Origin of the sequence: Finegoldia dalianensis (genome assembly GCF_046255015.1) — a bacterium.
GTDB classification, from domain to species: Bacteria; Bacillota; Clostridia; order Tissierellales; family Peptoniphilaceae; genus Finegoldia; species Finegoldia magna.
This window is the reverse complement of the sequence record NZ_JBDLBQ010000011.1, coordinates 15,875-38,124: the sequence shown is the minus strand read 5'-3', so window position 1 is coordinate 38,124 and position 22,250 is coordinate 15,875. Positions and strand designations below refer to the sequence as shown.

The following is a 22,250-nucleotide window of genomic DNA, read 5'->3' as shown; positions in this document are numbered from 1 at the left end:
ACGCCCTTTATAATTCTTTATTAATTTCTTTAAATGCGGTATAATTAATAAAACTTAATACGCGCTTGACGCTTATAACTTTAATAGCAAGCACAGTAAGTGTACGGACACTTACGAAAAAATTAATGGAGCAGACCTTTACGGAATGCTCCATTTTTTTACACACCTAACCACACGAAAGTTTACTTGAGTGTTTGGTAGGTGCTATGCAAGGACTTCCCAAGAGCTAATATAGTTAGTGATTGGTTGAAGTCTACTGCTAATTTTTACCTTGTTAGGGAGAACCCTAAGACCCCGAAACATATTTTATAAAGGAGAACAAAATGGCTAATAGATTTAGAAATGAAAGAATAGAAATAAAACTAACTAAAGAAGAAAAAGAAGTTTTTGAAAAGAAAATGAAACTTGCTAATTGCAAAACTATGTCCCACTTTCTTAGGAAATGTGTATTAGAAAAAGAGATTTATGTAGTAGATTTAGAACCATTTAGGAATCTACAATGGTTACTTTCAAATGCTACGAATAATATAAACCAGATTGCAAAAGCAACTAATACAACTGGTGTTATTTACAAAAATGAAATTGAATCAATGAATAAACAGATAGAAAAATTATCAAGAGAAATATGGCAGATCCATTCCCTACTTCTTAATAAATCAAAAGAAAGTTCTGGTGATTAGTATGGCAATTACAAAAATACATCCTATAAAATCAACTCTAAATTTGGCAATAGACTATATAACTAAGAGTGAAAAAACTGATGAAAAAATCTTGGTATCTTCCTTCAAATGCCATCCATCTACTGCCCATATTCAATTTATGAAAACACGAGAAAATAATGATACTAATGGTACAGTTTTGGCTAGACATTTAATCCAATCTTTTCTACCAGGAGAGGTTGATCCTATAAAAGCTCACGAAATTGGAATGGAATTATGTAAGAAAATTTTAAAGGAAGATTATGAATTTGTTCTTGCAACTCATATAGATAGAGGGCATATCCATAACCATATTATTTTTAATAATGTTAATTACAAGACTGGCAAATGCTACCAATCTAACAAAAAAACTTACCATAAAATTAGGTATCAAAGTGACGAGTTATGTAAAGAAAATAAGCTTTCAGTCATTGATAAATATTATGAAGCTTACAAAAGAAAATATAAAACTGCTGGTAAATCTTGGTATGAGAATGAACAGGCAAAGCGTGGTACTTCTTGGAAAAGTAGACTTCAATTTGACATTTACAGAATGATTAAACAGTCTAAGGATTGGGATGATTTTCTAAAGAAAATGGCTGATCTTGGCTATCAAATTAAGTATGGCAAACACATTGCTTTTAAACCGAAAGATAAGCTGAGATTTATAAGATCTAAAACAATCGGAGAAGATTATACTGAAGAAAGGTTAAAAGAACGCATTGCAGAAATATCGTCTATTAAAACCCCTGCTGTCAAAAAACGCATTGGCAATGTTATTGATATGAACACAAATGTTAAAGTAAAAGAAAGCAAAGGCTATGAATATTGGGCAACCAAACATAACATTAATACAATGGCTGAGTCTGTTATCTTCCTCAGAGAACAAGGTATTAAATCCGTTAAGCAACTTGATGAGTACATCCAAAAAGCAGCCGATGAAAGGCAAAATTTACAGAATAAAATCAAGGTTATTGATGAGGAAATGCTGTTGCTTTCTGCCACTATGGAACAAGTTAATACCGTTAAAAAATACAGGGCACACTACAAGGAATATAAGGCAAATCCGTCTGATAAGTCATTTTTTGAAGAGTACAAAGCTCAGATTACCCTATATGAAAATGCTCTTTCAGAACTCAAAAAATCCTATTCCAAGCTCCCAGATTCAAAGGATATTTTATCTAAACACGATAAATTACAAGAAAAAAAGAATACCCTTATGCAAGAGTATTCTTCTACAAAATCTACAATGGACGAGCTTTATCAAATACGAAAGAACTATGGAATTTATATGGGTAAGGAGATGGAGAGATAGTTTCCTATATTCTCTTCTCCCCCTACCTTGTCTGTTTAATCATACATTTAATTGCTTCATCAATATTGAAAACTGTACCTTTTCCATCTAGCCATCTGTCCCAAAAATCAATAGTTGAACTTTTGGGTTCTTCCTTAGGTTTGTCTAAAATAATTTTAGTAGGTAATTTAATTGAATCTCCAATAACAATACATTCTCCAACATCAAGATTAGGTAATGTTTCAACCAAACCTACCAATGAATCAGTTAACATAGTTGCTACTGCCGATTTATCTCTATCATTCGTAATTTTCAAACTTATAATATTATTGCATTGAGATATTATAGTAGAATTTAATTCTGCAGGTCTTTGAGAAACAATCACCAATGAAACACCATATTTTCTCCCCTCTTTAGATATTTTTTCAAATATCTCCAGCGATTTATTCTCAACCGCTTTCAATTTCGTTGTATCTCTCGGCATATATAAGTGTGCTTCATCGCAAATAAAGGCTATAGGATGCCTAGTCTCATCTGTTTTAGGCGACATCCAAAATTGGACTTCATATACCAGTCTTGTAACAATCCCTATTATTATAGGTAACATATCTGATGGGACTTCTGATAAATCTATTACTTTTATCTTTTTATCTAGTCCCATTATTTTATCAACAAATTCTTTCAGATAGTCAGCTCTTACAGTATTATCTTCATTAAATACAAACCCATATTTTTTATCATCTATTTTTGTCTGAAGTCTCGTAATAAGGTTTGTTAATTTCCCATAGTATTGACCTTGTTTCGTCTTTGCTTGTCCTTTTTTATCTCCGGTTTTATATACTTCACCTGTTGTTTCTTCCTTTATATTTTCATCCTCTAAATATGCTTTTAACCCTTTTGCTGAAAAAGGAATCGGCGTATCTGCTGTAATTATTTCGGATGAAAATTCAGTCATATTTTCTTCAAGATACCTTTTCTTATGCTCTAAAATATATTTAATTACTGCTGCCCTTTGATTTGTAGATGTCCCTTCAGAAGATTCAATAAACAATGAATGAATTTCCTCATAATTGAAAAACCACAGAGGAATATGTAACCCATCCTCAGAGTCACAAATTTTTATCTGTTCAGCATAACTTAATTCATTGTATTCACCGTGCAAATCAAAAACAATTAAATTAGCGTGCTCCAACTCATTTGCTTTTTCAAGAATATTTGCTACAGTAAAAGATTTTCCACTTCCAGTACTTCCTACTATTGTTGCATGTCTTTGAAAAAATCTATTTCCATCCAAAATAGCTTCAACAGTTTTATTACTTGCATATTTGCCAATAATTAATCTTTTTTCTGAAGATATCTCATTTTCAAGAGAGTTCATAATAATAGATAGAGCTTTACCATCTGCCAAATAAACTTTGCTATTGATTTCAGGATAAGTGTTCACTGCTCTTTTGAAAATATTTTGTTTAGTTGAAGACAATTTTTTATAAAATGTACCTACTAAAGTTATATTGCAAAAGTTATATGAATACTCTTGTTCTTCAGTTTCTTCGTCATCAATATCAATTCTCTTTTTGCTCACCCTAGTTACTATTCCAATTAGTTTTTCATCTGCATTATTTCCAGATAAAACAACTATATCATTTATTTTTAGCCTATTTAAAATTTCTTCCTTTTCTACTGATACAGATACTTTCTTGGTATCAACATTTTGAACAACTCCAACTTCTTGATTTAAATAATTTTGAATATCTTCCATAATTTTCTCCTATCCTAAAAAAGTTTCCGAAAATACATTTATATCCCATAATTCCTTATTTATATTATATTTTTTACCTTTATATACCATATAATTTCCTTCTTCTGTATTTTCTTCTTTATCTTCATATTTATAAAATAAAGTCCAGTTTTCATTTTTCATTGCTCTATCTAAAAATGATTTTTTAATAGTCCTTGTCAAGACAATCACATCCTTTTGAGTATCCTCGAATACTGTATTAAAATGCTGGTCATTGAATCCATATCCATAAATAAATATAGAAAAATTCTTTTTAGAGTCTGTTATCAATTCATTAAAAATTTCCCTATGACATCTAAAAATACCGTTAATCATTCCTAACTTATATTTCATACTGCCTGGTGTAATAATATCTATATAGCACTTGTTATCTTTTAGTAACTTATAATCATTAATCTGATATTCTCTCTCATTCTTTTTTATCCAATTAACTGATCCATGTGGCTTAAATAATCTTACTAAAGGAACGCTTTTAGAAAAAAAATCATAAGGTTGCTTTAGTATATTTTCATTAAAAGTTTGATACATATTCCCCGAAAATCCTAATGTAGTTGATAGTTTTAATTTATCACAAATTAGTTCTATAATTCTGTCATAATTAGGAGTCATTATATCGATTACTTGATTATTTACACTTACAGTTCCCAATAAGTACTTTAATAATTTTTCAAATCCGGAAATTTCATTTAATATATCACTATGCTGATTATATTCTTCATCTAAAATAAATTCACTCGTTATCTCTCGAATTATTTCCACAAACGATTCTTCACTTATTGAAACATCTAATAAGGCTGCTTCTAATCCTTCATCTTTGATCTTCCCCTTATATTTGTTCCACTGCTTCTGTAACTCTAAATCACCGATACTTTCAAACGATTCCTCCAATTTTTCAGCCAATTTTGACATTCCCGGAATATTCATTGCAATAGAAAGCCCTGTTCCAACTATTAATTTGGGGAAATTTACACCTGATAGGTATCGTTCCTTAATATCCATAAATATTGGTTCAAATTCTTCACTATCTATATTCATCACTACACTCCATAATTTCTTCAATGCCACAATCCAAAGTATTGCAAATTCTAAGTAAAACATCCGTCGTTATATTCTGCCCATTCTTCATTTTGTAAAATGTGCTTTTACTTATTTTTGCCTTTTCCATCAATTCATTATTTGTCATATCTAAATCAATGAGTTTTTTAAATAATCTTTTATAACTAAAAGTTCTCACTATACCCTCCGTAGAAAAATTATATTTATTATATTATACCATTAAATGTTTTTTAAAGACTGAAAATAGTCTCTTTCAAAGTAATATTTGAATTATAAAAAAGAAGTAGAATAATTCCACTTCTCTTTTACTTAATATTTTCTTGCCTATGATTTGCCAGACAGTGTCTGTTAAATTACAGCTCATTAATCCTATTTGATAAAATTGTCACTACACCAACAACTTTATCAAATGTCAAATCTCCAATGTACTTATTTTCACTGAGATATATTTCCCACAAGGATCTTAGGTATGAATCTTCTTTTATGTCCTCGATTATTTCCTCATAGTCTTTTACTATCTCCTGACTTTCTCTTTTGTCGGAAGTTCTTTCTACTGCTTCTTTTAAAATTTCATAGTTTATCTCATCTTTTTTCAATTTGTAGAGAGTGTATATGTCGTAAAAGTCTCTCATTCGTGTTGTTGTTATATTTCTTCTGATTATGGTTTCATATTTTTCAGCTAAAATTGTTTCTAATGGATATGCCATTATTTTTATATCTTCTTTGGTAAATATACATGGATAGGTATATTCTATTTCCCTTGGTGTTATTGCATCTCCTGTTGTTAGGTCTAGTTTCATCGGGTTTTTGGTCTTTCCAACATTTGCTATTAGTGATATTCTAAAGTTCTCGTACTCGTCCTCTTCCCTAATATAACTAATGTCTTTTATTTCAAATTTTATTCCATCTTCTACATTGATATTTATAATTTCATCTACGACTTCTTTTATTTTCTCTTCTTTTAGGGCTATGCCTTTTATGGTTGTATCCATGTCCATAGTTGTTCTATTTTCAATACCAATTAGAGATGATATCAGGAATCCTCCTTTTATTACAAAATTATTTTTGTAATTTGATTTGGATAGCCTTTCTAAAAATCTTTCGAAGAAATATATTTGCAGAACTTCTTGTGATTTCAGATTTTTCTTCTCTGCAAGACTTCTTATCTTGCCCTTTATACTCTCGATATTAATCACGATAATACCTCCATGTATTTTCTAATTTCATTTTCTATTTTAAATAATCTACTGTATTTTATGAGTCGTCTTAGATTTTTATTTGATGATTTAAAGTATCTTTTTATGGCTTCTGTAAAAATTTGCTTATCTATTTTTTCTCTGTCGATTATGATGTCACAAATTGTTCGATCTATATCGTAAACTGGAATAAGGTTGCCTTGTGGTGATTTTATTTCTGTCTTTCCTAGTTCGTATAAATCTCTTTTTACATAGTGAACTTGTAGATCTTCGTACCTCTTTTTGATATGGCTGGCATTGTAGCCTTGGGGTACAGATATATGAAATACATTTGGGGTCCTATCTGATAGGTCATGTAGATATAGGGCTGTTTGATGGGAAAATATAATTCGATTGCTATTTGATGATATTAAAACAAAATCGTCTATTACTTTTCCTTTTAATTGATATAGTCCTGGTCTTAATCTTTCTAATTGTCCGATTTTTGTTAATTCTGATAGATTATGCCTAGTATATCCAAGGTCTTCTGCTTCTTTGTTGGTTATTACTAAATTTTCTTGTATATATTCTTTAAGTGTATTCATAGTCCGCCTCCTCTCGTTTACGCTTTTATTATATGTTATAAAAGCGAATATGTAAAGTTGCTTATGAGTTTTCCATTTTTTGAAAAAGGATGTAACGAAATATTACTACCTTTAATAAAAAAGAGCAGCCTTTTAAGCTACTCTTGTAGAAAGTATAAAATGGGTTTTATCTTATTATATTTTTCTTTGTGTCTCCTCATACCAGTTGTAAAACTACTCTTACGTCCATGTAGTTTTTTTGAGTCTTTTTGACGTATCCTTCTTCATCTTTATCGAAGACAAAATGCTTATAAAACTGCTTAAAATGCAGGATTTCTAAGTTTACATCTTTTGTATCAACGCTATAGTCTCCACATGCATTGTCTTCGCGAACATATCGACCAATTTGACATCTCTGACTGCAAATCCGTTTTCTGTTAACATCTTCAAATCCCTTGCAAGGGTTGCAGGGTCGCACGAGATGTAGACGAGTTTTTTTGCTGTGGATTTTATTATTGCATCGACTACTTTCTCATCCATTCCTTTTCGTGGTGGGTCGACGAGGATTATATCGAAGTGCTCTTTTGTGAGTTTTCCTACGACGTTTTCTGATTTTTCTTCAATAAACTGAATGCTTTCCAGGTTGTTTAGTTTTTTGTTTTCGTTAGCATCTTTTACTGCATCTTTTACGACTTCGACTCCGATTGTGTTGTTGCCATTTCCAATGTACATTGTTGTTGTTCCTATGCCGCAGTATAAATCCAATATTCTGTCATTTGCCTCTGCATCCATCATTTGTTTTGCCGTGTCGTAGAGCAAACTTGTGTTGTATTTATTTACTTGGAAGAATGATTTGGGGCTTATTATGAATGATAAGTCGCCAATTTTATCCACAAATTGCTTCTTCCTATAAATCAAATCAAAGTTTTTATTTTTCGCATAAATTTCTACGATGCTTTCTACAGATTTCAAATTTTCTAACATTTCATCTGATAAATAATCCATGGAGATTTGGATTTCATCGTTGTAATTAGATCTGATTTTGATTTCCGACACGCCATTCAAATCGTGATTTTCCAACCAATTTATCATTTCATTTATTGCTGTGGATGCGATTTTACAAGTGGATATTTGTATTAGGTTGTGTGTTTTTCTGTTGTAATATCCAAGTTTTCCATTTTCCACTTTCAAATCTACTTTGTTTCTGTAATAATATTCAGCGTTTGTGAGTATGTCGACATCTTTTACATCTAGTTTCGCGATTCTTTGCAATTTGTTGAGTACAGAATTTTTTTTGATTTCCAATTCTTTTTCATATGTAATGTCTTGCATGCTGCATCCGTCACATTCGTAGTAATGTGGGCAGAGCGGTTCTTGTTTATGAGGTGATTGTTGTATTGTTTTTGTTTTTGTGGCGAATATCAAATTCTTTTTTTCTTTTATTTTCTTTGCTTCGATTATTTCTCCAACACTTCCTCCATCTACGAACACTGTTTTTCCTTCGTATTTTGCAACACATCTTCCGTCATCTATCATGTCTATTATTTCTAGTTTCATTTAATCACCTCTTTATCTTTTTATTATATCAAATTTAGAGATAAAAAAAGATTGGGACGCCCTGTTCCCAATCTCTATTTTCATTTTATCGCTATTTTCTTTCAAATTGCGCGTTGTATAATTGTGCGTAGAATCCGTCTTGTGCCAATAATTCGTCATGTTTTCCTTTTTCTACGATGTCTCCGTCTTTCATTACAAGTATCAAATCTGCGTTTTTGATTGTGGATAGTCTGTGCGCGATTACAAATGATGTTCTTCCTTTTGCAAGTTCGTCCATTGCATCTTGAACGATTATTTCAGTTCTTGTATCCACGGAGCTTGTGGCTTCATCTAGTATCAACATTGGCGCGTGACTTACCATTGCACGTGCGATTGTGAGTAGTTGAAGTTGTCCTTGCGACAATGATTGTTTGTCGTTTAAAATAGTGTCATATCCATTTGGGAGCGTTCTGATAAAGTGATCCAAGTTTACGCGTTTGCACACGTCTATCAATTCTTCGTCAGTTATATCTTTTTCTCCGAATGTTATGTTTTCTCTGACACTTGCTTCGAACACCCATGAATCTTGAAGTACCATACAGAATTGGTCTCTCAAATTCTCTCTGGATAAGTTTTTCGTATCAATTCCGTCTACCAATATTTGTCCGTCGTTTATTTCGTAAAATCTCATTAGTAGGTTTACTATTGTGGTTTTCCCAGCTCCTGTCGGCCCTACTATGGCGATTTTTTCTCCTGGATTTACTTTTACGCTGAAATCTTTGATGATGATTTTGTCTGGATTATATCCAAATCTAACGTCTTTGAATTCGACTTCGCCTTTTGCTCTGTCGAGTTTTTCAGTTACGTTTTCTTCTTCTAATTCTTTTTCGTTCAAAAATTCGAACACTCTCTCCCCTGCCGCTGCAGCTCTTTGCAAAGTGTTGAAACTTTGTGCGATATCTGATAGAGGATTTGTGAACAGTCTTACATAAATCATAAAAGCTACTATAACCCCGAATGATATTTTGCCGTTGATTGCCAATGCTCCTCCGACTATGCAGACCATTACGTATGAAAAGTTTCCTGCAAATTGCATTACAGGCATCATAAGTCCGGACAGAAATTGTGATTTCCATGCACTAGTGTAGAGTTTCGTGTTTATTTGTTCAAATTCATCTACGGCTCTTGCTCCTGCGTTGTAAGCTTTGATGACGTTGTGACCAGTGTATACTTCTTCGATTTGTCCGTTGATATCACCCAAGTTTTGTTGTTGTTCTTTGAAGTATTTTTGTGATTTCTTCATTATTATTGTAATGAAGACAAATCCCACAAGCGATGACAAAATCGTCGTTATCGTCAAGATTCCCGAATTATAAATCATCATCACTACAGTTCCAATAAGCATTACGATACTTGTCAACAATGCTCCAACAGATTGGTTCAAGCTTTGGCTGATTGTGTCCACGTCGTTTGTTACTCTACTTAGAATGTCTCCAAAAGTCGTGTTGTCAAAATAGCTAAATGGCAATCTATTGATTTTTTTTGCTATCTCTTCTCTGAATGATTTGGAGATTTTTTGTGTAACATCTGCCATGATAAATCTCTGCAACAAATTCAACACAAGTGAAGATAGATAAAATATCAACAGCATCAACGATATTGATTTTACGCTATCCATGTCTATCGCAGTTACAACAGGTTTTCCTTTGACAATTTTTGGAAGTCCTTTTGTGATTTCATCTGTGATTAGTTTTAACTTATCTGGCCCAATTATTTGCAAAATTGTCGCTATTACGCTTGCCACAACTGCTATTAATATCAATGGAAAATAAGGTTTCAAATACCCTGCCATTTCTTTTAATGTTTTTTTGAATTTTTTCGGTTTTTCATTTACAGTTTGTCTAGGCATTTAATTCCTCCTCCGTTAATTGCGAGTAGGCTATTTCCTTGTACACTTCACAATTTTTCAATAAATCTTTGTGTTTACCTATTCCTGCTATTTCTCCGTTTTCAAGTACGATTATTTGATCTGAATCCATTATCGAACCCACTCTTTGAGCGACAATAATAGTTGTAGCGTCGGGGCTTTTTTCTCTCAATTGGTGTCTAAGTTCGCTATCTGTTTTGAAATCAAGTGCAGAGAAACTGTCGTCAAACAGATAAATATCTGGCTTTTTGTAGATTGCTCTGGCTATGGACAATCTTTGTTTTTGTCCACCAGAAACATTCTTACCTAATTGTGCGATTTCGTGGTCAAATTTATCGTCAAACTTTTCGATAAACTCTATTGATTGCGAAGTATCTGCCGCTTGTTCTACTTTTTCATTATCCATACCATCTTCTGAAAATGAAATGTTCGATTTTACATTTCCTTTGAATAGGAATGATTTTTGGAAAACGGCGCCTATTTTTTCGTACAAAAATTTAAGCTTATACTTTCTAATGTCGATTCCTTGGATTTTCACAACGCCTTCAGTTGCATCATAAAATCTCAAAAGCAAATTCAAGATAGTGCTTTTACCAGATCCTGTGGAACCTATTATAGCTATCTTTTCTCCTTTTTTCACCTTAAAATCAATATCCTTTAAAATATATTGCTCGGAATCAGTGTATTTGAAAGATACATTGTCAAACTCAATTTCATATTCGTAATCTTTGTTTGATGTATCAATATCTCCATCTTTAATTGAAAGTTCTGTATCCAACACTTCGTTGATACGATTTGCAGAAATTTGCGCTCTTGGAATCATTATGAATATCATACTCATCATCATAAATGACATGACAACTTGCATTGCATACGAACTGAACACAACCATATTTGAGAACAAAACGTATTTGTCCATCATATTCGCAGCATTTATGAGTCCCGCCCCTATGAAATAAATCACAAGAGTTAGAACAGACATCCCCAAATTAATTGCAGGAAACATCGTACTCATTGCACGACTTGTGAACAGTTGAGTATTTGTCAATTCAACATTTGCTTCTTCAAACTTTCCTTCTCTAAATTCTTCAGAATTATACGCTCTTATAACTGCAAGTCCTGTCAAGTTTTCACGCAAAATCCTGTTGATATTATCTGTTAAAGTTTGCATTATTCTGAATTTCGGCATAACTAAAATCATTAGAATTGCAACGAAAATGATTAAAATCAACACAGTGACAGCAGTCGCCATTGTCCATTCAAATCCCTTGTTGTAGATTTTCGTGATAGCCCACACAGCCATTATTGGAGCTTTAATCAAAATTTGTAATCCTATCACTATTACCATTTGAATTTGAGTAATATCATTTGTAGATCTAGTTATCAAACTTGCTGTGGAAAATTCGTTGATTTCTTTCATAGAGAAACTTTCCACCTTGGAAAATATTCTAGACCTCAAATCTTTAGAAAATGACGCCGATACCTTCGACGCCAAATATCCTACGATAATTGCTGAAATCAAAGAGCCGAATGCACACAAAAGCATCCATTTCCCTTCGCCGATAATATCACTTACACTGTGACCCGGACTTTCCACATACATCGTGATTTTCGACATATAATCCGGAATTTTCAAATCCAAATACACTTGAGTAACGATAAACACAAAACTCAAAAGTATCTGCATCCATTGTTTTTTATTCAAATATCTAATTATTTTTATCAAAACTATCATCCATTTCTTTAAATTTATCTTCGCAAACCTTGCTTATCTTTGGCAAATTTTTAATAAGCTTGTCGATTATTCTGACGAAATTTTCAGAATCTTCTTCTCCCAAAGCATCAAACATTTGACCAAGAGCATACATTATCTTGTCCTCAGTTTCTTGGGCGACTTTTTCTCCTTTTTCAGTTAAACTTACCAAAGTTTTTCTCCTGTCGATTCTATCTCCAGTTCTTGTTACAAGTTCGCGTTGTTCCAGTTTTTTTATAATTGCTGCAACTCTCGCGCTGGAAATCCCCATAGCAAGTTCAATATCTTTCGGATAAGTCGATCCACCTTCCGATTTGATAAATCCCAAAGCCATGTTTTCTCCTCTTACAGAATCGTTGATTTGTTTGTGAGGATGGTGCTTTCCAATGCTATGAACGCATCTTATAACTTCTTTTGCTAATTTTTCATTCATAATATCACCTTTTTACCTAATACTATTAGAATTATACGACTACTAATAACCATTGTCAATGATTTTCTCGAATATTTTTCGATTTCGTTCAAATAAAAACAACCACCAAGATATTCTTGATGGTTGAATTCGCATTTTAAAATAAATTTTTAATCAAATTTTTCTAAATCAAATTGACATCTTCGCCGTTCAATACTTTCTTCACAGTTCTCATTGAGCACATTTTACCGCACATTGTGCAAGAATCTTCTTCGATTGGTTGAGATTCTTTTCTGTATTTTTTTGGTTTTTCGCTGTCAATTGCAAGTTCGAACATTTTTTCCCAATCCAAGTTGAATCGGGCTCTGCTCATTTCGTCGTCTCTTTCTTTTGCCCCAGGGATTTTCTTTGCGATATCTCCAGCATGAGCTGCGATTTTCGTAGCAATAATTCCTTCTTTCATATCTTCCAAGTTAGGAAGTCTCAAATGTTCTGCAGGAGTTACATAGCACAAGAAATCAGCTCCAGTACTTGCTGCGATTGCACCACCAATTGCTGATGTGATGTGGTCGTATCCCGGTGCAATGTCTGTTACCAAAGGTCCCAACACGTAAAATGGCGCGTTGTTGCAGATTGTTTTTTCGATTTTCATATTTGCCTCGATTTGATCGATTGGAACATGACCTGGTCCTTCAATCATTACTTGTACATTTTTTTCGTAGGCTCTTTTTGCCATTCTGGATAAATTGATTAGCTCTTGAATTTGTAAATCATCTGTCGCATCGTTAATGCAACCCGGCCTTAAAGCATCTCCCAAGCTTAGTGTGACGTCGTATTTTTCGCAGATTTCAAGTACATCGTCGTATCTTGTTACAAGTGGGTTTTCCTTGTTATTAGCAATCATCCACGCGAATAATAACGATCCACCACGAGATACTATTTTTGTGATTCTGTCTGTTGTTTTCAAATGTTCAGCGATATCTCTTGTAAGTCCAACGTGAATTGTGATGAAATCCACCCCGTCTTTTGCGTGTTGTTCCACAACTTCCAAGAATTCATCTTCAGTTATATCCTTCAATTCTTTATCTAACATTCCAACGCAATCGTACATCGGAACGCTACCAATCATTGCAGGAGAATAGTCGATAAGTTCTTCTCTGAACTGTCTAGTCTTTCCGTAATTTGACAAATCCATTATCGCTTCTGCGTCCATGTCGATTGCCACTCTAACTTTTTCCATTTCCTTTTCGATGTTGTAGCAATCTTTTGAAATTCCTAAGTTCACGTTGATTTTAGTCTTCAAACCTTCACCAACACCGTGAGCATCCAATGATTTGTGGTTTTTGTTCGCAGGAATAACCACATATCCTTTTTCAACTTTTTCTCTAAGAATTTCTACGTCTATGTTTTCTTTTTCCGCTACTCTTTTCATTTCTTTTGTAATGATTTTCTTCTTTGCAGCGTCTAATTGAGTTGTATATTCCATAAATACCTCCTATGTTGATTTGGAGACTGGAAAAAAATAACGGATACATAACCCATGTATCCGCAAAAAACATTCTAAGTTCTTCCCTTCGCATGCATTATCATGAGCAGGTATAAGGGTTTCTAAAAAGATCTCAGCGTAAAGCACCCCCAGACTCCGAATATATTATAACACAAACTTTTAATTTAATTCTACAAGCTTGATTTTGTCGTTTTTCTTAATAATTCCGCCCTTTAAAACTTTGCAGAAAATTCCTTCCGTTGGCATAATACAATTGCCGACTTTTTGTTTAATCGCACAACCTTTGTGACATTCTTTTCCGATTTGAGTAACTTCTAGAACACATTCTCCAATCGTCAACACTTGACCGACAGGCAAAGTAAAAAGCTCGATGTTTCTCGTTGTAATATTTTCAGCGAAATCTCCGTCTTTCAAATCAAGACCCATTTCGCGCATTTTGTTGATGGATTCTTCTGCCAAAAGCGACACTTGTCTGTGCCAATTTCCAGCATGTGCATCTCCAACCAATCCATGATCCACTCTAAGTTCTGCAAATTCTACAGGAGTTTTTACAGTGCCTTTTTCCTCGCTAATATTCACATCGATTACAACTGCCTCATCACTGTCGACACTTCTGTTGTAAACGCCGCTTTTCCCACCTTCTTTGTGAAGTAACTCAACATTTGTAATTCGCATCGAACGGTCAATCGCCTTGCACATATCGTAAATCGTAAGAGCCGCCACACTTGCAGCCGTCAAACTTTCCATCTCAATTCCCGTTTTTGATTCGGTGTTTGATTGGACGAAAATATCTATAAAATCATCTGCTAATTCGAATTTAACATCAACACCTGTGATGAAAATATTGTGACACATTGGAATAATTTCCGATGTTTTCTTCGCAGCCATAATCGCAGCAGTTTGTGCGACACTCAATACGTCGCCTTTTTTGATGGATTTTTCTGTGATTTTTTGCATAGTTTCTTTTTTCATATAAATCCTACTATGAGCCACAGCAACTCTTTTAGTAGTTTCCTTTTCAGATACATCCACCATTCTTGGCAAACCATCTTCGTTAAAATGAGTTAAATCCACATTAACCTCCTATAGTATTCATATCCCTTTTGTTGAAGTTACCTTCTTCGAGATAATGTCTTTCTGGTTTATTGTATATTTGTTGTGTAATAATTTGTCGTATATCTTCGCCATTTCGAATACAATCTTTCAAATTAATCGACTTATTAGAATGTAAACACATCAACAAATTGCCCTTGCAATCCAACCTAACTCTGTTACATTCTGAGCAGAATTTATGAGAAATCGGATTGATAAATCCCACAATAGCACCATTTGGATTGGTGTAATATTCTGCAACCTTCGATTTTTTTGAATCGCTGTCAATTTTATGAAGATTGCCAATTTTTTTGATAATTTCTTCATTTGACACGTAATCATCCGACTTTCCAATCGCCTCTCCAATAGGCATCAGTTCGATAAATCTTACAATCACTCCATCCTCTGCGAATTTCACAAAATCTTCTATCTCATCGTAGTTGAAATGTCTCATCACAACGGTGTTGATTTTAATTGGTTTCATATCCATTTGTTTTAATTTATCGATTGATTTCAAAACCTTGTTCACATCGCCGCCACGAGTTATATCGCGAAATTTTTCCGCATCCAGAGTATCCAACGAAATATTAAACCTATCAACGCCGTTTTTCTTCAAATCATAAGCCATATCGTACAATTTAATCGCATTGGTAGTCATGCAGATTTCTTCGATTCCCATGTTCTTGATGCCTTTTACCAAATTCAATATTCCGTTTCTAACCAGAGGTTCGCCTCCAGTTAAACGTACTTTTTTTATTCCCAAATCTTTGAAAACTTCTACTATTTTCAAAGTTTCATCTATAGTTAGAATTTCGTCATGATTCAAATGCGTGATTCCTTCTTCTGGCATACAGTATTTGCATCTCAAATTGCACTTGTCAGTCACCGAAATTCTCAAATAATCTATCTTTCTTCCGAGAGCGTCTTTCATTTTACCACCTTTGTATATTATATCATATAACGCTTAAGGGTAAAAAATTCCCCAATTCGATTTCTCAAATTGGGAAATTCATTCAAATTATTCTTTTAATAAAAGTTCCTTTGCTTTTTCTAATCTTTCTTTCATAGAATTAATGTGAGATTCAGACACGTTATCTTGATTGGACAATCTTTTGATACCTTCTTGCAAAATATCAATTTCGTTGTCGTAATCTTTCATGCTTCTGTAAACACTAGCATAAGAACTGTAAAGTGCAGGAGTACACAATCCGTTTTCACGAGCAGTGTCGTAATTTTTGATTGCAGATTGGAAATGAGAATCCTTTCTGAATTTTTCTCCTTCGTTCCAATATCTCAAACCTTCCTTCGCACCCTTCGCTGGATCGTCCAAGTTTTTGATATCAAACACAGCAACCCTACTGTTGTGTGGGTGAATTACAACTTCTTTTGTAGTCTTGATTTTGTTGAAAATCTCATCCAAGTTATCCTTGTTTTTTTCTTTTAATTTCTTCAACACATCCATCATGTGATATACAGGAATTTTCTTGGAAAGCTTTTGTTGGGCTTTATCTTCGTATTCCTTAACCTTTGCAATGGAATCATCGCCAATGTAAATCCAAGCAGTTACATCATTTGCAAATTGGTCGTCTACGATTTTAATGTTTTCGTGTTCCAACAAAGATTTTGTTTGGTTCAAATATTTATCCAAATCATCCTTGTAAATGTTAGCGATAATTTCATCATCAACGCCCTTTTCAACTAAGTACACAGATTTCAAATTATCCAAGTCAACTTTTTCAAAATCATCATAATCCATATCCAAATAATGTTGTTCATATTCAGCAACATATAACACCGGTGCTTGTTCAAATCTATAGTTTGGTGTAGTTTCTGACTTTAATAATCCCGATTTTCTAGTAATCATATTAGGAGTCACACGATTGATAATCACATTGTCAGTTTCTTTCAACACTCTCTTCAACTCTTCTTGTTGCAAATCGCGAGCTTCATCTTCTTCCAAGTTATCCTTTATAATTTTAGATTCCACATCCAATTTTTCCTTGATTCTTTCTCCGTGATAACTTTCAAATCCGAAAGACTTAGAATCCTCACCATAACCATAACCAACATAGAAGATTTCACCAGTGTCCTTTACACTCCATTCAAAAACATACCAATCATTTTTGTGAGCTTGACTATTAGTTTCCTTTTCTTCTGAAGAAAAAACGCTTTTTAATTTATCAAATATACCCATAATATCCTCCAAATTTTAAATAATACGATACATCAAATAAAGTCCCGCTAAAATGATTAAAATGAAAAACAAAATATCGAAATCTCTGTTTTTAATCGCTGCCAACATCTCCAAAACCATCAGCATCAACACAATAGCTATAGAAGCATAGATGAAAATGCTTGATAACGGTGATATCAAAACGCTTACAAGTTTCGGATAACTCATTCTAAGTTTCAATTCCATAATAAATAGAATTACACCCACAATAATCGTCCTAAATTCGTATTTGTATAATTTGTTTCTCAATTTATTCATAGTAGTGCCTCCCAAGATGTTCTTTACATTACTTTGAATATACTTTTCTTTATTATACCATATTCGTTTTGTCCGAATAAAAAAACGCGAAAATTTTTGCAAACTTTCACGATTAAAATTTATTACGACAAATTAAAAATAACAAACCATTAATGCTAAGAATATCATACGGAACAAATTGTTTGATTTCAAATCGAAAAAATCCGTCAAAAATCGTATTTGCGTAAACGAAGTGTGCTTACGATTTTAGGATTTTAAGATTATGAAATCTTCAATTTGTGGAGTCTAGATATTCGTGCATTTAGGTTTGTTATCCAGTTTTTTTAGCATTAATGGTTTGTCATTAAATACTTAATATTTAATTTTTCAAATTTATTCTAAAACTGGTGCCATTAGAACTTTTCCAGTTCCTCTGTACACATTCACAAGTCCTTCACCGCTTGTCGCAGAACCTATCAATGATTTACCAGCTCTTTCAACTGTAAAACTCAACGATCCACTCCAAGCAATTGCCATATTTCCATCTATCTTCAACACATCATTGTCAAGCGTTATTTCAATCAATTCTTCTCTTGGTACATAAGATTCCAACGCAACAATTCCCGTTCCGTGAAGTCCTAAGTTGAACAACCCTTCGCCACCTGCAACAGCCGATGAAATATTGGATTGCATAATAGCTTTGTGTTCCAATTCAGAATCACAAGCCAAGAACAATCCATCTTCTATGATGATTTCATTGTCCCAATCATCTGCATCCAACAATAAAATGTGCTTGTATGTCGGTTCCAACACCAAAAGCCCGTCGCCTGTGTATTCTGGTTTTATCGCACCTTCACCCGTAACAGAACCACGCAAAGCTTTTTTGAAGAAATCTCCAGCTCCTTTTATTCCAGTAGTTGAGCTGACATTTCCAATCATCCATTGCATAGCACCTGCTTGCACAGTTATATTTGATTTGGAAACATCACACACCAATTGTCTTCTTCTGACATTCATTTCAGATGCGAAGTAAGAGCTTTGTGCTTGTTCGTAATCAACAGACAAATCCCTCTTGTATTCTACAACTTTAAACGCTCCATTTTGTTCTTTGATTATGACATCATCATTATCTTCAAAATTTTTAACTTTAAACATATAGCACCTCTTTTCATGAATATTATACCATATTGTTCAATTCGCTAATTTACTTTTTGTAAAATTTGTTATATAATTACGTCTTGGCTATTTTTGAATTATATTATATAATTTTACAAAAGAAGGAGAGAACTATGAAAAAGAAAATATTAAGCACATCCCTTGCTTATGTAGCAGTGCTAACTGGTGCTGGGCTTGCAAGTGGACAAGAAATCTTGCAATATTTCACAGCTTATGGCAAATCTGGTTTGTGGACTGCGCTATTTGTTTTGTTGTTGCATACATTTATCGGAGCGATTATTTTAGAGTTGGGTTCGTATTATTTTGCAGATGAACACAGCGATGTTTTGGACGAGATAGCATCCAAAAAATTCACTAGAATTTTCGACATTTTACTTATTTTGACAGGATTTATAATCGGGTTCGTAATGCTATCAGGTGCAGGATCCAACCTCAACCAACAATTCGGACTAGCTCCATGGATAGGGTCTTTGATTTGCGCACTACTTGTAATTTTCGTGGGAATGATGGATTTTGAAAAAGTTACAAGAATTATCGGATCATTCACGCCAATTATTGTTGCGTTAATTTTAATCGCATCGGTCTATACAATTATAAAATTTGACGGAAGTTTTGACCAATTAGATCCAATTGCAAGAACTATTCCGAAAAATTTCGGCAATCCTTGGCTTTCTGTAATCAATTATTTTTCATTGTGTATGATGGTTGGTTTAAGTACGGCGTTTGCAATCGGTGGCAATCACGTTTTATCAGAAGAGGCCAAAGTAAGTGGATTGTTGGGAGGATTTATCACAGGAACAGTAACAGCTCTCTTGGCAGTTGTGTTGTTCATGAGAGTCAACATTCTAAAAGATGCAGATCTTCCAACACAAACTCTAATCGAAGAAATCAATCCAGTTTTAGGTTTGATAATGAGTTTTGTAATATTCGGAATGATTTTCAACACAGCTATTGGCTTGTATTATTCGTTAGCTAAAAGAGCTTCCAAGGACAATCCTACAAAATACAAAATGTATTTGATTGGATTTGTAACGATAGGATTTTTCCTAAGCTTTTTAGGATTCAGAAAACTTATCAGCATCACATACCCTATAATTGGTTACGCCGGAATAATTTTGATAATATTTTTGATTTACGCATACATCAGAGACTTCCAAAAAATCAAAAAAGAATCCAAAAGAAGATTCAAAATCTTGGATTTATTGGAAAAGAAATACGACGACGATCAACATTACAGCAAAAAAGATGCCAAAAAAGTAAAATCCATGATTGAAGATTCAAACTTGGACAACAAAGTTTTGAAAGAAGAAATGGAAACAATGGCTGAAGAAAACCAATCAGACGATGATGATGAAGAAGATACAGAAGAATAATTTACGGGCTACTTTATCGGTAGCCTTTTTTATTTGAGATTTTGTAGATTAGAAAATCCTCTGGCTAAGAATATCATACGAAACAAATTGTTTGATTTCAAATCGAAAAAATCCGTCAAAAATCGTATTTGCGTAAGCGTTAGCGTGCTTACGATTTTAGGATTTTGAGATTTAGAAATCTTCAATTTGTGTAGTCTAGATATTCGTGCTAGAGGATTTTTCTAATTCTTCGTGCCATATGATTTCTTGCTTCTCCTAATTAATTTTATTTGTTATTTTCTTGCATCATATTTTCATAAGTGTTATACTAGTTGAAATATTTTAAAGCGAGGAGATAATATGAAAACCAACAAAAAATCACTAATGAATTTTCTGATTCCATCGATTATCGGGATAATTATCTTCATGATTCCCGTAAAATTCGATGGCGAATGGACTATAATCGTCAAAATTTTCGCTGATTTTATAGCCAAAACCATCGGCGATTATCTGCCAGCACTTTGCACAATAATAATTACGATATCGTTCGTGATGAGCGTTTTGGCAAGTTTCAATGTAAAATTCATCAAAGAAAACAAACTTTTAGATCAAACATTTTCTGTAACGCCTGTGTGGCTAGTACTTAGAATTCTAGGATTTGTTGTCGTGTGGATGGTTGTGTTAAAGGACAAGCTTAACCTTGGGCCGTTTTTCGACATGATAGTTGCCGATGAATCTGCGACATTTATACTCAACGATTTGTTGACATCACTTGTAATTATTTTCGTAATAGCAAGCATGCTTCTTCCACTTTTATTAGATTTCGGACTTTTGGAATTTATCGGTGCGATTTTCACAAAAATAATGCGCCCAGTATTTTTGATTCCTGGACGTGCCGCAGTAGATTGCATCACAAGTTGGATTGGAGATGGAACATTGGGTGTCATGCTGACTTCAAACCAATACGAATCTGGATATTATTCTGCAAAAGAAGCTGCAATTATTTCTACGAATTTCTCTGCAGTTTCCATCACATTCAGCCTTATCGTTTTATCCCAGGTTGACATGGTCGACTATTTCGGAGTGTACTACCTATTGGTGTGCTTAGTTGGAATTGTCTGTGCAATTATAGTTCCAAGAATTCCACCATTGTCACTCAAAAAAGACGACTACGTAGTAGACTCTAATCATGATAACAAAGATATTGCAGAGAATTATTCTTCATCGGTACAATACGGACTAGATTTGGCAATCAAACGTGCAGAGTCTCACAAAGGTATCGGAGAATTTTTGAAAAACGGAATCGAAAACGCATTTGGAATGTGGTTTTCAGTAATGCCTATTGTTATGATAATCGGAACGGCATCACTTGTACTTGCAAACAACACACAAGTTTTCGAAATCCTTGGCAAGCCTTTCTTGCCACTGTTGAATTTTCTGAAAGTTCCGGAAAGTTTGGAAGCATCCAAGACAATGATTGTAGGATTCAGCGACATGTTCACACCATCCATCATCGCTGCAAGCACAATTCAATCGCAAATGACCAAGTTCATCGTAGCGACAATTTCCGTAACGCAATTGATCTACTTATCAGAAGTCGGTGGACTAATCCTCGCATCGTCAATTCCTGTAAACTTGTTCGAATTATTCGTCATATTTATCGAACGAACAATAATTTCGCTTTTGATAGTAGCACCAATCGCTCATTTGTTGTTTATGTAAACGAAAACCAGAGAACTTACAATTCTCTGGTTTTTTTGATTTATTCTATTGCCCATGTAATTGTAACAGTGTCTTGCACATCAATGTCGTCAGCCTCGATGTCTATGTCATATGTCGATGCCGCTTCACGAACCATCAAATCATCCATCGGCGAAGAATATATATCAATTTCTCCCCACGAATAATCTATGTTTAGTATTGCCTTTAACTTCACACCAGAAGCCTTAGCCAACACCTTTGCCTTCGTTGTAGAATCTTCTACAGCTTTTTCTAGCAAATCATTCTTGACCTTTTCCTTGTCCTTCACGGTGTAATTAATATCAAACTTCACTTTTACATCGCAATGCGCCAATTCGTACAAAACCTTCCCCAGTATCTTATTGTCATTTTCAAACTTAATATATGTGCGATGTTCGTATTCGTAACCTACGAACTTTTCCTTATAGTCGTCGTTTTTGTCACGATAGCTCTCGTATTTAGAATCAATCGAAAAATATGTCGTCTTCAAATTCTTCGGATCGAGCCCCGCATTTTTCAAAGCGTCTCGTAAAATCCTCGTGTCCTTTGTCGATTGCTCAATAGTTTCGTCGTAATTCCAGCGCAAACCCTCAGCTTTTATCGTAATCTTGATAGTGTCAGGCTTCACCGAAATCTTGCCCTTTCCTTTTACGCGAATAGTTCTTTCCATAATAATCTCC

General features: G+C 33.8%; 20 protein-coding genes. 4 read left to right on the top strand and 16 right to left on the bottom strand.

Features of this window, described 5'->3' with window-relative positions:
- Positions 1 to 323: 323 nt before the first annotated feature.
- The gene (locus ABDJ34_RS09925; RefSeq protein ID WP_000013365.1) at positions 324 to 680 is read left to right on the top strand and encodes a plasmid mobilization protein; all 357 of its coding nucleotides are present in this window, start codon (positions 324 to 326) and stop codon (positions 678 to 680) included.
- Position 681: 1 nt separating this feature from the next.
- Complete coding sequence (locus tag ABDJ34_RS09920) at positions 682 to 2,013, top strand: relaxase/mobilization nuclease domain-containing protein (protein ID WP_412702235.1); 1,332 nt, start codon at positions 682 to 684, stop codon at positions 2,011 to 2,013.
- Positions 2,014 to 2,035: 22 nt separating this feature from the next.
- Here the strand turns inward: ABDJ34_RS09920 and ABDJ34_RS09915 are convergent, their stop codons facing one another.
- The 15 genes from ABDJ34_RS09915 to ABDJ34_RS09845 all read right to left on the bottom strand — a co-directional run bounded on the left by ABDJ34_RS09915 (position 2,036) and on the right by ABDJ34_RS09845 (position 18,457).
- Positions 2,036 to 3,751 (bottom strand): ATP-binding protein, encoded by a 1,716-nt coding sequence (locus ABDJ34_RS09915; protein ID WP_070241769.1) that lies wholly within the window; start codon positions 3,749 to 3,751, stop codon positions 2,036 to 2,038.
- Positions 3,752 to 3,760: 9 nt separating this feature from the next.
- Positions 3,761 to 4,825 carry an SIR2 family protein gene (locus ABDJ34_RS09910; RefSeq protein ID WP_282929925.1) on the bottom strand — a complete coding sequence of 355 codons (1,065 nt, stop codon included), beginning with the start codon at positions 4,823 to 4,825 and terminating at the stop codon, positions 3,761 to 3,763.
- Entirely contained in the window at positions 4,812 to 5,024 is a 213-nt protein-coding gene (locus ABDJ34_RS09905) for a helix-turn-helix domain-containing protein (protein ID WP_070241772.1), read from the bottom strand. The genes ABDJ34_RS09910 and ABDJ34_RS09905 overlap by 14 nt, the downstream gene beginning before the upstream one ends.
- Positions 5,025 to 5,199: 175 nt before the next feature.
- Positions 5,200 to 6,042, bottom strand: coding sequence for a nucleotidyl transferase AbiEii/AbiGii toxin family protein (locus ABDJ34_RS09900; protein WP_412702234.1), 843 nt, complete (start codon positions 6,040 to 6,042; stop codon positions 5,200 to 5,202).
- Complete coding sequence (locus ABDJ34_RS09895) at positions 6,039 to 6,626, bottom strand: type IV toxin-antitoxin system AbiEi family antitoxin domain-containing protein (protein ID WP_130820052.1); 588 nt, start codon at positions 6,624 to 6,626, stop codon at positions 6,039 to 6,041. The genes ABDJ34_RS09900 and ABDJ34_RS09895 overlap by 4 nt, the downstream gene beginning before the upstream one ends.
- A 321-nt stretch (positions 6,627 to 6,947) precedes the next feature.
- A complete protein-coding gene (gene rlmD / locus ABDJ34_RS09890; protein WP_412702233.1) occupies positions 6,948 to 8,162 on the bottom strand; it encodes a 23S rRNA (uracil(1939)-C(5))-methyltransferase RlmD in 1,215 nt (404 codons plus the stop codon).
- Positions 8,163 to 8,253: 91 nt separating this feature from the next.
- Positions 8,254 to 10,050 (bottom strand): ABC transporter ATP-binding protein, encoded by a 1,797-nt coding sequence (locus ABDJ34_RS09885; RefSeq protein ID WP_412702232.1) that lies wholly within the window; start codon positions 10,048 to 10,050, stop codon positions 8,254 to 8,256.
- Complete coding sequence (locus ABDJ34_RS09880; protein ID WP_412702231.1) at positions 10,043 to 11,803, bottom strand: ABC transporter ATP-binding protein; 1,761 nt, start codon at positions 11,801 to 11,803, stop codon at positions 10,043 to 10,045. The genes ABDJ34_RS09885 and ABDJ34_RS09880 overlap by 8 nt, the downstream gene beginning before the upstream one ends.
- Positions 11,778 to 12,254 (bottom strand): MarR family winged helix-turn-helix transcriptional regulator, encoded by a 477-nt coding sequence (locus tag ABDJ34_RS09875; protein WP_412702230.1) that lies wholly within the window; start codon positions 12,252 to 12,254, stop codon positions 11,778 to 11,780. Before ABDJ34_RS09875 ends, ABDJ34_RS09880 begins: the two co-directional genes overlap by 26 nt.
- 163 nt (positions 12,255 to 12,417) lie before the next feature.
- Positions 12,418 to 13,719, bottom strand: coding sequence for a phosphomethylpyrimidine synthase ThiC (gene thiC / locus ABDJ34_RS09870; RefSeq protein WP_412702229.1), 1,302 nt, complete (start codon positions 13,717 to 13,719; stop codon positions 12,418 to 12,420).
- Between the two features lie 180 nt (positions 13,720 to 13,899).
- On the bottom strand, positions 13,900 to 14,814 hold the full coding sequence (locus tag ABDJ34_RS09865; protein ID WP_412702228.1) for a cyclic pyranopterin monophosphate synthase MoaC/MOSC-domain-containing protein: 915 nt from the start codon (positions 14,812 to 14,814) through the stop codon (positions 13,900 to 13,902).
- Between the two features lies 1 nt (position 14,815).
- The gene (gene moaA, locus ABDJ34_RS09860; RefSeq protein ID WP_412702227.1) at positions 14,816 to 15,763 is read right to left on the bottom strand and encodes a GTP 3',8-cyclase MoaA; all 948 of its coding nucleotides are present in this window, start codon (positions 15,761 to 15,763) and stop codon (positions 14,816 to 14,818) included.
- A gap of 87 nt (positions 15,764 to 15,850) precedes the next feature.
- A complete protein-coding gene (locus tag ABDJ34_RS09855; RefSeq protein WP_094224216.1) occupies positions 15,851 to 17,026 on the bottom strand; it encodes a GIY-YIG nuclease family protein in 1,176 nt (391 codons plus the stop codon).
- 15 nt (positions 17,027 to 17,041) lie between these two features.
- Positions 17,042 to 17,323, bottom strand: coding sequence for a hypothetical protein (locus tag ABDJ34_RS09850; protein ID WP_094204204.1), 282 nt, complete (start codon positions 17,321 to 17,323; stop codon positions 17,042 to 17,044).
- A gap of 372 nt (positions 17,324 to 17,695) precedes the next feature.
- The gene (locus ABDJ34_RS09845; protein ID WP_094206300.1) at positions 17,696 to 18,457 is read right to left on the bottom strand and encodes an AIM24 family protein; all 762 of its coding nucleotides are present in this window, start codon (positions 18,455 to 18,457) and stop codon (positions 17,696 to 17,698) included.
- Between the two features lie 134 nt (positions 18,458 to 18,591).
- Between ABDJ34_RS09845 and ABDJ34_RS09840 the strand changes: the two genes are divergently transcribed.
- Entirely contained in the window at positions 18,592 to 19,851 is a 1,260-nt protein-coding gene (locus ABDJ34_RS09840; RefSeq protein WP_412702226.1) for a YkvI family membrane protein, read from the top strand.
- 339 nt (positions 19,852 to 20,190) lie between these two features.
- The gene (locus ABDJ34_RS09835) at positions 20,191 to 21,552 is read left to right on the top strand and encodes a YjiH family protein (RefSeq protein WP_412702225.1); all 1,362 of its coding nucleotides are present in this window, start codon (positions 20,191 to 20,193) and stop codon (positions 21,550 to 21,552) included.
- 40 nt (positions 21,553 to 21,592) lie between these two features.
- Here the strand turns inward: ABDJ34_RS09835 and ABDJ34_RS09830 are convergent, their stop codons facing one another.
- Positions 21,593 to 22,240 (bottom strand): SIMPL domain-containing protein, encoded by a 648-nt coding sequence (locus tag ABDJ34_RS09830; protein ID WP_412702224.1) that lies wholly within the window; start codon positions 22,238 to 22,240, stop codon positions 21,593 to 21,595.
- Positions 22,241 to 22,250: the final 10 nt, after the last annotated feature.